The organism is Parasphingopyxis sp. (genome assembly GCF_052168275.1).
GTDB lineage: Bacteria > Pseudomonadota > Alphaproteobacteria > Sphingomonadales > Sphingomonadaceae > Parasphingopyxis.
In genome coordinates, this window is the sequence record NZ_JBQLZM010000110.1 from 26,389 (window position 1) to 40,678 (window position 14,290).

Annotated in this window: 13 protein-coding genes and 1 pseudogene; 7 read left to right on the forward strand and 7 right to left on the reverse strand. The window is 65.5% G+C overall.

Translation table 11 applies throughout. The features are described from left to right. Positions 1-193: 193 nt before the first annotated feature. Both ACTS1X_RS09720 and ACTS1X_RS09725 read left to right on the forward strand, forming a co-directional pair. Positions 194-1,924, forward strand: coding sequence for a class I adenylate-forming enzyme family protein (locus ACTS1X_RS09720; protein ID WP_442614204.1), 1,731 nt, complete (start codon positions 194-196; stop codon positions 1,922-1,924). Between the two features lie 16 nt (positions 1,925-1,940). Further along, positions 1,941-3,014, forward strand: coding sequence for a hypothetical protein (locus ACTS1X_RS09725; RefSeq protein ID WP_442614193.1), 1,074 nt, complete (start codon positions 1,941-1,943; stop codon positions 3,012-3,014). Between the two features lie 6 nt (positions 3,015-3,020). Here the strand turns inward: ACTS1X_RS09725 and ACTS1X_RS09730 are convergent, their stop codons facing one another. The 6 genes from ACTS1X_RS09730 to ACTS1X_RS09755 all read right to left on the reverse strand — a co-directional run bounded on the left by ACTS1X_RS09730 (position 3,021) and on the right by ACTS1X_RS09755 (position 8,326). Beyond that, positions 3,021-3,794 (reverse strand): thioesterase family protein, encoded by a 774-nt coding sequence (locus ACTS1X_RS09730; protein ID WP_442614194.1) that lies wholly within the window; start codon positions 3,792-3,794, stop codon positions 3,021-3,023. 119 nt (positions 3,795-3,913) lie between these two features. Beyond that, positions 3,914-4,864 carry an aldo/keto reductase family protein gene (locus ACTS1X_RS09735; protein ID WP_442614195.1) on the reverse strand — a complete coding sequence of 317 codons (951 nt, stop codon included), beginning with the start codon at positions 4,862-4,864 and terminating at the stop codon, positions 3,914-3,916. 4 nt (positions 4,865-4,868) lie between these two features. After that, positions 4,869-5,666, reverse strand: coding sequence for an SDR family NAD(P)-dependent oxidoreductase (locus ACTS1X_RS09740; RefSeq protein ID WP_442614196.1), 798 nt, complete (start codon positions 5,664-5,666; stop codon positions 4,869-4,871). Further along, the gene (locus tag ACTS1X_RS09745) at positions 5,666-6,469 is read right to left on the reverse strand and encodes an SDR family NAD(P)-dependent oxidoreductase (RefSeq protein WP_442614197.1); all 804 of its coding nucleotides are present in this window, start codon (positions 6,467-6,469) and stop codon (positions 5,666-5,668) included. Before ACTS1X_RS09745 ends, ACTS1X_RS09740 begins: the two co-directional genes overlap by 1 nt. A gap of 15 nt (positions 6,470-6,484) precedes the next feature. Beyond that, a complete protein-coding gene (locus tag ACTS1X_RS09750; RefSeq protein ID WP_442614198.1) occupies positions 6,485-7,249 on the reverse strand; it encodes an SDR family NAD(P)-dependent oxidoreductase in 765 nt (254 codons plus the stop codon). Positions 7,250-7,261: 12 nt separating this feature from the next. Then, positions 7,262-8,326, reverse strand: a complete 1,065-nt coding sequence (locus ACTS1X_RS09755; RefSeq protein WP_442614199.1) for a phosphotransferase family protein — start codon at positions 8,324-8,326, stop codon at positions 7,262-7,264. Positions 8,327-8,579: 253 nt separating this feature from the next. Between ACTS1X_RS09755 and ACTS1X_RS09760 the strand changes: the two are divergent. The 4 genes and pseudogenes from ACTS1X_RS09760 to ACTS1X_RS09775 all read left to right on the forward strand — a co-directional run. After that, a pseudogene (locus ACTS1X_RS09760) lies at positions 8,580-8,759 on the forward strand (helix-turn-helix transcriptional regulator); the annotation flags it as partial. A gap of 45 nt (positions 8,760-8,804) precedes the next feature. Then, on the forward strand, positions 8,805-9,377 hold the full coding sequence (locus ACTS1X_RS09765) for a GNAT family N-acetyltransferase (RefSeq protein WP_442614205.1): 573 nt from the start codon (positions 8,805-8,807) through the stop codon (positions 9,375-9,377). Between the two features lie 37 nt (positions 9,378-9,414). Beyond that, positions 9,415-11,175: a DUF885 domain-containing protein gene (locus ACTS1X_RS09770; protein ID WP_442614200.1), complete on the forward strand. Its 1,761-nt coding sequence runs from the start codon at positions 9,415-9,417 to the stop codon at positions 11,173-11,175. Positions 11,176-11,245: 70 nt separating this feature from the next. After that, positions 11,246-12,175 carry an NAD(P)H-dependent flavin oxidoreductase gene (locus tag ACTS1X_RS09775; protein WP_442614201.1) on the forward strand — a complete coding sequence of 310 codons (930 nt, stop codon included), beginning with the start codon at positions 11,246-11,248 and terminating at the stop codon, positions 12,173-12,175. 11 nt (positions 12,176-12,186) lie between these two features. Here ACTS1X_RS09775 and ACTS1X_RS09780 read toward each other — a convergent pair whose 3' ends face one another. After that, complete coding sequence (locus ACTS1X_RS09780) at positions 12,187-12,888, reverse strand: DUF4386 domain-containing protein (protein ID WP_442614202.1); 702 nt, start codon at positions 12,886-12,888, stop codon at positions 12,187-12,189. A gap of 191 nt (positions 12,889-13,079) precedes the next feature. Between ACTS1X_RS09780 and ACTS1X_RS09785 the strand changes: the two genes are divergently transcribed. Beyond that, positions 13,080-14,219, forward strand: a complete 1,140-nt coding sequence (locus tag ACTS1X_RS09785) for a zinc-binding dehydrogenase (protein ID WP_442614203.1) — start codon at positions 13,080-13,082, stop codon at positions 14,217-14,219. Positions 14,220-14,290: the final 71 nt, after the last annotated feature.

Sequence of the window (14,290 nt, forward strand, 5' to 3'; positions counted from 1 at the left end):
TCGCGCATCGCCCGGGGCGCTGGCAAGGCTGTCGTTGCGGAAACCTGCCTGCGCCCTTGAGATTAGTCCCTGCGCGCCATAGCTAGAACAAAAGCCAGAAGCCGGGGATTCGCGAATCTACCGGCCTATTCCTGTGGAGAGAGTTTACGTGACGGAAATCAACCTGAATCCCGACCATCCCGACTGGCCGGTCATGTCGCTTGCCCAGGCGAACGCGATCCTGACGTCCGAGGGCAGTCCGTTCGCCACCGAAGAGGTCGAGATCAACGGCCGTCCGACGACCGTGTGGAAGAGCATTCCGCCCACCTTCGCCGATTTCGCCCGGCTCGCCCGCGCGGCCTTCGGCGAACGCGAATTCATCGTCTTCGAAGACGAGCGGGTAACCTACGACGCCTGGTTCAAGGCAGCGGCCACCCTGGCGCACAAGCTGCGCGAGCTGGGCGTCGAGAAGGGCGACCGGGTCGCGCTTGCGGCGCGCAACCTGCCCGAATGGCCGGTGACCTATTTCGCGACGCTCTCGCTGGGCGCGATCGCGGTGCCGCTCAACGGCTGGTGGACGGGCGGCGAACTCGAATATGGCCTGCAGGATTCCGGCGCGAAGGCGCTGATCGCCGATGGCCAGCTTTACGAGCGGATAAAACCGCATCTCGAAAACCTGCCCGCCATCGAGACGATCATCGTGACGCGGCCGGGCGGAGAGCTGGACGACGGCATCGTCGCGTTGGCCGACCTGATCGGCACGAGCCATGAATGGCCCGATCTGCCCGATACCGACTTTCCCCAGGCGGACATCGGCCCCGAGACCGACGCCTCCATCCTCTATACCAGCGGCACGACGGGCCAGCCGAAAGGCGCGGTCGCCACGCATCGCAACTCGCTGACCAATCTGCTCTCGTCGGCCTTCGCGACGACGCGCGGCGCATTGCGGCGGGGCGAAGAGCTGCCGCCGCCCGGCACATTGCCCGAGCCGATGTGCGTGCTCCTCGTCATCCCGCTGTTCCACGTGACCGGATGCACGGCGATGATGGGCCCGATCATGGCCGGCGGATCGAAACTGGTCATGATGCGGAAATGGGACACGGTTCGCGCGATGGAGATCATCGAGCGCGAAAAGGTCACGCTGACCGGCGGCGTTCCGACGATCGCCTGGCAGATTCTCGAACACCCGGATCGCGACAAATATGATCTGTCGAGCCTCAACAGCATCACCTATGGCGGCGCGCCCGCCTCGCCGGACCTGGTTCGGAAGATCAAGAGCGAATTCAAATCCTCGCCCGCCATGGGCTGGGGGATGACCGAAACCTCCGGAACCGTGACCGGTCACAGCGCGGAAGACTATCTCAACCGACCCGACAGCTGCGGCCCGCCCGTTCCGGTCGCCAAGCTCAAGATCATGTCCGAGGACGGCACGCGCGAATTGCCGACCGGCGAGATCGGCGAGCTTTGGGCCTATGGCGCGATGGTCGTCCGCGAATATTGGAACAAGCCGGAAGCTAATGCGGAAACCTTCGTCGACGGCTGGATCCGCACCGGCGATCTCGCCAAGCTCGACGAGGAAGGGTTCTGCTATATTTGCGACCGCGCCAAGGACATGATCATCCGCGGCGGCGAGAATATCTATTCGTCGGAGGTCGAAAACGTGCTGTACGATCATCCGGCCGTGACCGATGCGGCGCTGGTCGGCATTCCGCACAAGCAACTCGGCGAGGAACCGGCCGCCGTCGTCCATCTGGCGCCCGGGCACGCGGTCAGCGAAGCGGAGCTGCAGGCCTGGGTCGCGGAGCGGCTCGCCAAGTTCAAGGTACCGGTCAAGATCGTGTTCGTTGAGGACACGCTGCCGCGCAACGCCAATGGCAAGATCCTCAAAAAGGATCTGCCGAACCTCTATTTCGGCGTCGACGAGAAAGAGGAAGCGATCGCGTAGACAGAAGGAGCGGAGCATGAGGGGGCGGTTCATCAATCCGGTGCGATGGCTGGTCGCGGGTCTGGCGCTGCTCGCCGCGCCCGCGGCGGCCGAACGGTTCAGCTTCGTCGCGCTCGGCGATACGGCGTACAACCTGCCCGACGACCTGCCGCGCTACGACCGGCTGATCCAGACCATAAACGCCGCCGATCCAGCCTTCACCATCCATGTCGGCGATATCTGGGGCGCCCGCCCCTGCACCGAAGACAGCTATCGCGACGCGCTGGGCTGGTTCGGCCGCTACGACCACCCGGTCGTCTATACGCCCGGCGACAATGAGTGGACCGATTGCCGCCGCGTCGAAATCCTGCGCGCCTTCGCCGGGATCGGCAGCGAGGACGACCGGCAGGCGCTGGCCGAGGCCTATCGGTTCGAAAACGCTTTCGCCAATTCCAGCTATGTCGATGTGCTCGCCGCGCTCTCCACCTTGCGCTCGGTATTCTTCGCCGCGCCGCAAAGCCTGGGCGCGGATCCCATGCCGCTGATGCGCCAGTCGGATGGCGGCGGCGAATTCTCCGAGATGGTCGAGAATGCGCGATGGGAACGGGACGGCGTCGTCTTCGCGACCGTCCATATGCCCGGTTCCGATGCCGATTTCCGGATCAACGACGAAGCGCGCTTCCGGGCCGCCGCGCAGCGCAACCGGGCGAATATCGCCTGGCTCCGGGAAACCTTCGAACGGGCCGAGGAGCAGGACGCGCCCGCGGTCGTCATCGCGCTGCACGCCGGCATGTTCGTCGACGGCGAGGGCGGCAACCTGACCGGGTCCGCGATCCGCGGCGGCGAGGCCGGGCCCTATGGCTGGATCGTCTTCGCCGTCCGCGACTATGCGGCGCACTTCGGCAAGCCCGTCCTGCTGATCAACGGCGATTTCCACGAGTTCGTGATCGACCGACCGTTCATGATCGAACGCGGGGAAGGCGAAGCGCCGCTCTATGACAATATCACCCGGCTCCAGGTCTACGGCGCGCCGCAGATCCGCGCGGTCCGCGTCACGGTCGATACCGAGACGCCCTGGGTCTTCGGCTTCGAGCCGCTCTACGCCGAATAGACGCGCCTAGCTGAACAGCGCGACGCTCTGCATCCCGGCGAGCACCGCCGTGCCGTCGGTCGACCAGAGTCCCATCTGCTGGCTGCTGTTGCCGTGCCGCGCGAGATCGGATTCGCTGCGCACGAGCCACCAGCCGCTGTCCGTCACCGGCGCCGGCTCGAGGATATTGGCGAACCAGTTGATCGAACTGACCGGCGCGCCCCGCGATTGCAGCGCGACGGCCGCCGGCGGCAGGGAATCGCCCATCAGGATCAGTTCGACCATCGGATCGATCCCGCCGCGCTCGGCGAGCCGCATCCAGCGGGTGAAGCGCGGCTTGCCGTCCGCGTCGGGGTGGCGGCTCTCGCGATACTGGAAATGATGAGTGAAGAATTCGGGCGGGCCCGAGCGCAATTCCTCGTCGGGCGGCGGCGGGCCGATATCGGGTGCGTCGTGATGCGCATAATCGACCTCGGATTCGAGCGCCTGCATGAAGACGTAGATCGCGCGCAGCCCCAGTCCCTTTTCCGAATGGATATCGGACTGGATGAAGGCGGCCGTCCGCCCGCGCCGGAGCAGCTTGGTGGTGATCGTCACCGCGCCCGCCAGCGGGCCGATAAAGGATATCTGCGCCGAGCGAAGCGGCGGCAGGCCCTCCTCCGACTGCTGCGCGGCGTGCAGGCCGAGCGCGGCGCTGAGCCCGCCATAGGCCGTCCGCCCCTGCATCCAGGTCAAGGGGATTTCGACGCTATGGCCTTCGCCGGTCGGCGAGAAGCTTTTTAGAATTTGCTGTAGGTTCATTTGCATATCTTCGTTTTACAAAGAGTCCGTTAGCCCTAGCCTGTCGAAGGGCGCTTCTCCGCCGATAGACGTCCTTCGACAAGCTCAGGACTAACGTGTTTTGAGACTAGACAGGCCGCTCAATCCCGGGGAATGGCGGCGACGATTTTTTCGGCTTCCGCGAAGAGGGCCGGATCGATCTCCAGCCCGCTCGCGGCCGCATTGTCGTCGAGCTGGTCGGGCCGGCTCGCACCCACGATCGCAGAGGCGACATTGGGCTCGCGCAGCACCCAGGCGAGCGCGAACTGGGCCATTGTGCAGCCCGCCTGTTCGGCCAGCGGCCTGATCCGCTCGACACCGCGAATGACTTCGGGCTTCATCAACCGCTCCATGAAGCCGCCCATATCGTCGCTCGCCGCGCGGCTGTCCTCGGGCGGCGGGCGGTCGGCGTCATATTTTCCGGTCAGCACGCCCTGGCCCAGCGGCGACCAGACGATCTGCGAAATGCCGTTTGCCGCGCAGAGCGGGATCACGGCCTTTTCGGGGCGCCGCCAGAGCAGCGAATATTGCGGCTGGCTCGAAACGAACTTCTCGACTTCGGGCACCATGTCCAGCGCCGCGCGGATATGATCGGGCTCCCACTCGGAAAAGCCGATATAGCGGACCTTGCCCGCCTTCACGATATCGGTCAGCGCCGTCATCGTCTCTTCGAGCGGCGTGTCCTCATCATAGCGGTGGCACTGGTAGAGATCGACATGATCGGTCTGCAGCCGCTCGAGCGAGGCGTCGACCTGCTTCAATATCTGTTCGCGCGAGAGCCCGCGATCGGTGTCGGACATCGGGAAATAGACCTTGGTAGCGAGCACATAGCTGTCGCGCGGCCGGTCATTCAGCGCCGCGCCGATCACCCGCTCCGAGGCGCCCCGGCCATAGGCGTTGGCGGTGTCGATGAAATTGATCCCGAGATCGAACGCGCGGTCGATGCAGGCGATCGCCGTTTCCTTCTCGATTCCGACGCCGGTGGTCAGCCAGGTGCCCAGCGAGATTTCCGAAACTTCGAGATCGCTCGATCCAAGTTTGCGATATTTCATGCGATCAAATCTCCTGCCCGGGCCGCCGCGAAAGCCGGAGGTCGAGATGCGAGCCCGCATCGAGCAGCAGCGTCTCGCCCGTCACCAGCCGCGTCGCATCGTCGAGGAACATCAGGATGCCGTCCGCAACGTCCTCGGCCTGCCCGGCCCTTGCCAGCGGCACCTTGCTCGCGACCATCTCGTTCATCGCCTTGAGCCCGTCCTCGCCGAGCCGGTCCGCGAACCAGCCGGTTCCGACATAGCCGGGGCATACTGCATTCACGCGGATATCCGGCGCCAGGGCGCGGGCCAGCGACTTGGTCATGGTGACCATGGCCCCCTTGGACGCGGCATAGGCGACCGACGAACCGATCCCGTGCGTCCCGGCAATCGACGCGACATTGACGACCGACCCGGGCCCTGCCTCGCGCATCGCGGGCGCGCAGGCGCGAATCATCTCATAGGCCGCGACGACGTTGAGCCGGTAGATGTCCGTGAAATCCTCGGCCGACAGCGCGTCGAGATCCTCGTGATTGGCGAATTTGGTCGTGCCGGCATTGTTGACGAGCAGGTCGATCCGGCCCCATTCGGCAAGCGTCGCCTCGGCGAGCTTGCCCGCCTCGCCCGCCGCCAGATCGGCATGCACGGCGATAGCATGGTCGCCGATCCCGGCGGCCATCGCCTCGGCCTCGTCCCTGCTCGACGAATAGTTGATCGCGACCTTCGCGCCGCGCCCGGCGAGCTTCTCCACCGTGGCGGCGCCGATGCCCCGGCTGCCGCCGGTGACGATCGCTACCTTCCCGTCGAAGAAATCGCCCGCCATCAGACCGCCGCCTGTTTCGGCATCTGCCGCGTGACCGGGTGCGAGGAGGACAGCCCGCCATCGACCGCGAGCGCCTGGCCGTTGACATAGCTGGCGTCGTCCGAGGCGAGGAAGGTGACGGCGCCCGCCAGTTCCTCCGGCTGCCCGCCGCGCTTCAGCGGGTTGAGTTGGCCGATCTTGCCCTCGACGCCCTTTTCGCGCGCATAGTCGTAGACCGGCTTGGTCATCCCGGTCTCGATGATGCCGGGGCAGACCGCGTTGATCCGGACGTTGCTGCCGGTCATCTGCTGCGCGGCCGTCTTCACCAGGTTGATGACGCCCGCCTTCGACGCCGAATAGCTGCTCGGCCCCGCTCCCGAGCGGATGCCGGCGACAGACGCCGTGCAGATGATCGCGCCGCCGCCGCGCTTCTCGATCTCCGGCGCGCCATATTTGATCGCGAGGAACGGGCCGATCAGGTTGACGCGCAGCACCTCGGCCCAGCTGTCCGCATCGCTGTCGAACAGGCCGCCCTGCAGGCCGCCGGTGATCCCGGCATTGGCGAACAGGATATCGAGCCCGCCGAACTCGCCGACCGCCCGCTCGACCAGCGCCTGCACCTCGCTCTCGCTGCCGGCGTCCATCTCGACGCCGATCGCCGTGCCGCCATCGGCCGCGATCTCTTCCACCGTCTCGTGCACGGTCGGCATCTTGTCGGCGCACACGACCTTGCCGCCTTCCGCCGCGAAACGCCTGGCCGTCGCGCGTCCGATGCCGGAGCCCGCGCCCGTGACGATAATCGATTTTCCTTCGAAGCGGTTCATTGCATTTCCTTTGGGCTAGATCGTGCGGCCGCCATCGACGACGATGACCTGTCCGGTCGTATAGGTCGAAGCGGAAGAGGCGAGATAGACGGCGGCGCCTGCAATCTCGTGCGGTTCGCCGATGCGGTGCAGCGGCGTCGTCGACGTCACATGCTTCTCGATTTCGGGGTTTTCCCACAGCGCGCGCGCCATGTCGGTGCGGATCAGCCCGGGTGCGATGCAGTTGACGCGGATATTGTCGTCCCCGAATTCGTGCGCGAGATTGCGCGCCAGCTGCATGTCGGCGGCCTTCGAGATGCAATAGGTGCCGATGTCGACCGAGCCCCGCAAACCGCCGATCGAGGAGACGATGATGATCGAGCCTTCCCTGCGCTCGCGCATCTCGGGCGCGACCATCTGGATCAGCCAGTGGTTGGAGAGGATATTGTTGTCGAGAATCTTGCGGAACTGCGCGTCCTCGATCGTCGCCATCGGCCCGAAATGCGGATTGGTCGCCGCGTTGCAGACCAGGATGTCGATCCGGCCGAAGGCCTTGCGCGTTTCGTCGACGAGAGTCTGCAGATCCTCTTTGGAGGAGATATTGGCCGGGACGGCGATCGCCGTCCCCTCGCCATGCTCGGCATTGATCGCGGCGGCGACCTCCTCGCAGGGCGCCGCCTTCCGGCTCGAGATGACGACCCGGCCGCCATTGGCCGCCATCTCCGCCGCCGTGGCCTTGCCGATGCCGCGCGAGGAACCGGTGATGATCGCGACCTTGCCGTCCAGATCGAAGAGCGACATGGTTTCCTCCTCCTATTCCGGAGCGCCGGCGGCGCGGGCGAAGCCCCAGGCCGCCGCCGCCAGTTCGGGCACGCGCTTCGACCGCTCCTCCGCTTCGGCGGAGGAGGCCGTGCCGTCTAGCCAGCGCTTCTTGATCCCCTGCAGGATGCCGGTCAGCCGGAACAGGTTATAGGCGAAATACCAGTTGAGATCGGGCACCGCGTCGCGGTTCGTGAGCTCGCAATAAAGCGCCGTCGCCTCTTCCAAGGTCGGGATGCCCGTTCCCTCGAGATCCTGCCCGCCGAGCGACGCGGTGCCCGTGCCCTCCATCACCCAGTTCATTGCGAGATAGGTGAAATCGGCCAGCGGATCGCCGAGCGTCGAGAGTTCCCAGTCGAGCACCGCGACGACCTCGGGCCGGTCGGGCGCGTAAATCATGTTGTCGATGCGATAGTCGCCATGGATGACCGAGGTGCGCGTCTGCTCGGGCACCGTTTCGGGCAGCCATTCGATCAGCTTCTCGACTTCTTCGATCGTCTCGGTCTCGGCGCGGCGATACTGTTTGGTCCAGGTGTTGATCTGGCGTTCGAAATAATTGCCGGTCTTGCCGTGATTCTCGAGGCCGAGCTCGACATGATCCAGGTTGTGCAGGCGCGCGAGCGTGCCGATCATCGAACGGTAGACGGAGGTCCGCTCGGTCGGCTCGAGTTCGGGCAGCATCCCGTCCCAGAAGGTCCGGCCCTCGACCATCTCCATGATGTAGAAGGCCGCGCCGATGACGGCGTCATCCTCGCACAGCGCATAGGGCCGCGCGACCGGAAAGCCCGCCGGATGGAGACCGGAGATCACCCGGAATTCCCGGTCGACCGCATGGGCCGAGGGCAGGATCGGGCCGAACGGCTTGCGACGCAGCACATAGGCGCGCCCCGCCTCGTCTTCGATCCGGTAGGTCGGGTTGGATTGGCCGCCGGGAAATTTCGTATAAGCGGCGAGCCCGGCGAAACCGTCGACATGCTCGCGCATCCAGGCCTCGAGATTGTCCTCGTTCAGCCGGTCCTTCTCGGCCACGCCCTCGGCGCTGATCGCTTTCTCGCCCATCGCTGCATCCCATATTTTCGTCCGGAGACTTTACGGAGGCGTAACGTGGCCATGGGGACGCGTCCAGACCGCAAATCCGGGCTGTGGCCGCAAAATGGAAAGCTTCCTTTACAAATTTGACCCAACGGCATAACGCGTTCTGCGGACTGTTTGAGGGGAAATGCCATGCGCCACCTGGGCTATGGAGAAGGCAGCGCCGGGACCGGCGTACGCGAGAGTCCGGAGGTCGGCGTTGGATGACGATCGCAATCGAATCGAAAACCGCGTCCGCACGCTCCGCAAGACACGTGGCCTCACCCAGCAGGATCTGGCCGCACTGCTCGGCGTTTCGCGGCAAACCGTCAACGCGATCGAAAATGGCCGCTATGATCCGAGCCTGCCGCTGGCGTTCGATATCGCCCGCGTTTTCGCGGCCCGGATCGAGGATGTGTTCCGTCCCGTGGACGCCGGTACGGATTGTCCATGCTGGGACGCCATCATGCTGAGGATACCCGCCGTCATCCACGGCAACGGCGTCTGTCTGCGTCCCCATCGGCCGTCCGACCTGCCCGCATTCGAGGCGTTCGTTACCGACCCCGAGGCGACCCGCTATATGGGATTCACCGCCGAACAGAAGACTCCGGACGGCGCGGCGGCGATGATGGAGGCCGTGATCGACAGCTATGCGACGGAAGAACCGGTATTCTCGCTGACGATCGCCGATCCGGATACCGACGCCTATCTCGGGGCCGCCGGTGCGGCCGATTCGGGCAACGGCACGCTGGAAGTATTCGTCACCCTGCTGCCCGAAGCGCAGGGTCGCGGTCACGCCGCCGACGCCATGCGCGCGCTGATAGACTATCTGTTCGGCAATTTCGGGATCCAACGGCTCAACGCCGACACCGTCGAGGACAATCTGGCGTCGATACGGCTCCTGGAAGGTCTCGGCTTCTCCTGCGCTGGCCCCGTCGAACGCGCCGCCGCGGAAGGCGAGTTCGGCCATCGGGACATGGCGGGGTTGCGCTATGTGATGACGCGCGACCGGTTTGATACACTCGAAACGACGCGCTAAGCCCATCCCGCCCACCACTGCGCGAGGATATCCCGACATGACCGCCCACCATTCGCCGTTCGCCATCGCTCTCTGCTGCGCCCTGCTCGCCGTACCGACCGGGGGCGCGACAGCCGCCCAGACGGAAGCCCCCCCGGCCAGCGCTGACGCGCAACTCCGCGCGCTCTACGAGGCGGACTGGGCATGGCGGATGGAGGAGTTCGCGCAGGTTCGCGACGAAGATGGCGAGCTCGTCCGCGGCGACCGGCTGCCCGCCGCCGATCCCGAGACCCAGCAGCGCCGCCTCGTCCATCGCCGCGACATGCTGGCCCGGCTGGACGCGATTCCCGTGGAGGCGCTGTCCGATGCCGAACGGATCAACGCCTCGGTGTTCCGGACCAATCTGGAGATCGCCATCGCCGATGCCGAATATCGCGAATGGGAAATGCCGCTCAACAGCGACAGCGCCTTCTGGACGGGCCTCAACCCGCGGCCGGGCCAGCTGACGACGGCAGCCGACTATCGCCGGTTCCTGGGCCGGCTCCGCGACCTTCCGCGCTACTTCGCCGAGAATATCGCCAATATGCGGGCCGGCCTGGCGCGCGGATTTACCGTCCCGCAGGTGACGCTCGCCGGCCGCGACGCGGCGATCGCGCCCTATGCCGAGACCGATCCGGAGGCCAATCCCTTCTTCGCGCGCTTCGCCGAGATGCCGGTGACGATCCCGGCGGACCAGCAGGAGGCGTTTCGGGCGGAAGCGCGGACCGTGATCCGCGATGCGGTCGCCCCGGCCTTCGCCGATCTGCTGCGCTTCTATCGCGAGGATTATTATCCGGGCGCGCGGACGGAAACCGGCGCGAGCAGCCTGCCCGACGGCCCGGCCTATTATGCCGCGCAGATCCGCGAATATACGACGCTCGACCTGTCGGCCGAGGAAATCCACCAGATCGGCCTCGACGAAGTCGCCCGCATCCGCGCCGAGATGGACGCGACGATCGCCGAAACCGGTTTCGAGGGATCGTTCGAGGAATTCCTGACCTTCCTGCGCACCGATCCGCAATTCTATGCCCAGACGCCCGAAGAGCTGATGATGTTTTCCGCCTATGTCGCGGTGCGGGCCAATGCGACCTTGGGCGACGTGATCGGCCTGCTCCCCCGCCGGCGCTTCACGATCCTGCCGGTGCCGGACGAGATCGCGCCCTTCTACACAGCCGGGCGCGGCGGGCTCGAAAGCTGCCTGATGAACACCTACAACCTGCCCAGCCGCCCGCTCTACAACCTCCCCGCGCTGACCCTGCACGAATGCGCGCCAGGCCACTCGATGCAGGCGGCGCTCGCCGAAGAGCGGGAATCGGGTCCCGAATTCCGCCGCTACACCTATTTCTCGGGCTATGGCGAAGGGTGGGGGCTCTATACCGAATATCTCGGCATCGAGATGGGCATCTACCGCACGCCCTACGAGAATTTCGGGCGGCTGACCTACGAGATGTGGCGCGCGGCGCGGCTCGTCATCGATACCGGCCTCCATCATTATGGCTGGTCCCGCCAGCAGGCGATCGACTATCTGGCGTCCAACACCGCGCTGTCCGATCATGAAGTCGGGACCGAGATCGACCGCTATATCAGCTGGCCCGGCCAAGCGCTGGCCTACAAGCTGGGCGAACTGACGATCCGCCGGCTGCGCGGCGAGGCGGAGGAGGCGCTGGGCGAGGATTTTGACCGGCGGACCTTCCACGACGCGATTCTCGCGCTCGGCTCGGTCCCGCTCAGCACGCTCGAATCCGAAATGCGGCGCTGGATCGCCGCGCAGCAGGGATAGCCCCGACCGCCACTTGTCCGCACCCCGCGCAATCGCGCGGACACCTTCCGCCCTCGTCCCAAGGATTTGCATGACCCAGTCCGGCCTGTTCGACAATCTCCGCCTGCCGCTCATGTGCGCGCCGATGTCCATCGCCAGCGCCGTGCCGCTCGCCGTTGCATGCTGCAAGGCCGGCGTGCTCGGCGGATGGCAGGGCGGCACCTATACGCCGATGGACGAGTTCGAGGCCTATCTAGACGCGCTCGACGGCGTCGACGGCGCATCGCCGATCGTCAACCTGCCCGCCCGGATCGCGACCGAACCGACCGGCCCGGCCAAGCTCGACCTGCTGGAAAAGCATCGCGCGCCGCTGATCCTGTCGAGCCTCGGCGATCCCAGCGCGGTGATCGAGCGCGCACATGGCTGGGGCGGCAAGGTGATCCAGGACGTGACGACGATGCGCCACGCGAAAAAGGCGCTCGACGTCGGCGCCGACGGGTTGATGCTGACCTGTTCGGGCGCCGGCGGGCATACGGGTTTCATCACGCCCTTCGCCTTCGTGCCGGCCGTGCGGCGGATATTCGACGGCCCGCTGATCGTCGCCGGCGGCATCGCTGACGGATACGGCATCGCCGGCGCGCTGGCGCTCGGCGCCGACATCGCCTGCATGGGCACACGCTTCATCGCGACGCCGGAATCGGGCGTGCCGGACGGCCATCGCACGATGATTCCGGAATCCGGGATCGACGAAATCGTCGTCTCGGCGGCGATGAACGGGGTGCCCGCCAACTGGATGCGCGCCTCGATCGAACGCGTCGGCCTCGACCCCAAAACGCTGCCGCAGGAACGCACCGAGATGCCCGAAGGCGTCATGCCGTGGCTGGACATCTGGAGCGCCGGGCAGAGCGTCGGGCTGATCGACGCCGTGATGCCCGTGGCCGATCTGGTCGACACGCTGGCCGCGGAATTCGAGGCGGCGCATCCGGCGAGAGACTGGCGGGCGAGACTGGCGAGCCTTTGACGCGGGCCCGCTCAGCCGGTCCGGACACCGCGTATGCCCAGATAGAGCCCGGTGGAGACCAGCGCGATCAGGTTCGAAAGCATGAACGCCATGGTGATCGTGCCATGTCCAAGCATCGGAATGAAATCGCGCGCGACGATCGTCACGGCCACGAACAGCGAGGCAAACAAGCCCCAGCCCGCGATGATCTTCGGGATCAGGTTCGATTTGAGGAACAGCGCGAAAAACCCCGCTTTCGCCGTCGCGGAAAGGACCAACCCCAGATGGAATGACGTGTAATCCGACGTCGCCTGCAAGCTTGCGAGCATTGTTCGGGTTTCGCCGCCCATCGCGCCATAGGCAGAATCGCCGGCAATCTCGGCAGCGTTGAGCGCGAATACCGCGCCGAGCAGCATGAGCAGCGATGCGGCAAGGCCGACGAACAGGCTCCAGCCGGCCAGCAACGGCCCGAATCTGCGAAGAAGGAGGAAGAAACCAACGCTGGCAAGGGCCTCCAGCGCGAACGCCAGGGCGGCAATCCAGGCCCTGGCCCGCAAACGCTGCTCCGCCTCGAGCATGCTTTCGGCGACCGCGGCGACATCGGCCGAGAGGTTGATGTTGATATCCGATCCCAAGAACTGCGCGGTGACGATACCGATGACGATCGTCCCGATCAGCGACCAGCCGACGAACCGCCCGATGGTCCCGGTATGAAGCGCTTCGGCGGATTCCATGGACGGTTTTCCTTCTTCTCGATCGGCACTCTGCGCATCGGCACATGCTTGAGATGCCCCAGTGTGTTACTATTATAATACACTTGGGTCAACCGGCCGTTGAACGATGCTCCGGAATCGACCGTGGCGCGCAGGGCGGAAAGCTGTATGTCGGGACCGGTATCGCCGACCGGCTCATCCAGGAGAATCTCATGTCGCTGCCGCAGACCTACCGCCAGATGCTGTCCACCGTTTCCGAGGACGCGGAACTCCGCCTGGAATTGACGGAGCGCCCGATGCCGACACCCGGCGAGGACGAGGTCGTCGTCGAGATCGAGGCCACGCCCATCAACCCGTCGGATCACGGCGTCATGTTTGGCTGGGCCAATATGGCCGAGTGCAGCTCGACGGGCGAAGGAGATGACACCGTTCTCACCGCGCCCGTATCGCCGCAGGGAATGGCGGTCATGAAAGCCCGGATCGGCCAGTCGTTGCCGGTCGGGAACGAGGGCGCCGGAACCGTCGTCGCCGCCGGCAACGGTGCGGGCGCACAGGCGCTGCTCGGCAAGGTGGTCGCCGTCATGGGCGGAGGGATGTACGCCCATTATCGCTGCCTGCCTGCCGCGATGTGCCTGCCGCTGAAACCGGAGCATACGGCCAGGGACGGCGCCTCCAGCTTCGTCAATCCGCTCACCGCCCTGTCGATGCTCGAAACGATGCGGATGGAAGGCCACACCGCGCTCGTGCATACGGCAGCGGCGTCGAATCTCGGCCAGATGCTGAACCGGATATGCCAGGACGACGGCGTGGAACTGGTCAATATCGTGCGCCGCGAAGAACAGGCCGACATGCTTCGCGCCATGGGCGCAAAACATGTTTGCAACTCCAGCAGCGAGAATTTCGCCGCCGAGCTGACCAACGCGGTGCACGAAACCGGCGCCACCCTCGCCTTCGACGCAACCGGCGGCGGCGATCTTGCGTCCAGGATATTGACTGCCATGGAAGCGGCGGCCGCGCGCACGCCGGGCGCGTACAGCATCTACGGCTCCGTCGCCCACAAGCAGGTCTATCTGTATGGCGGGCTCGACGTCTCGCCGACCATATTGACGCGCGGCTATGGCATGGCCTGGGGCGTGGGCGGCTGGCTGCTGCCCAATTTCCTCGCCAAGGCCGGTCCGGAGGTCGCCGACCGGCTGCGCAAACGCGTCGTCGACGAACTCACGACGACATTCGCCAGCCATTACACGGACGAAATATCGCTCGCCGAAGCGCTGCAGTCCGATATCGTCAAACGCTATTACGCCAAGACGACCGGCGAGAAATTCCTGATTTGCCCGCAAAAGGGAGGGTAGAACGTTCGCGCGGGCGGCGTTTTCGTTCTTGAACGAAAAAATGGTCGGGGAGAGAGGATTCGAACCTCCGG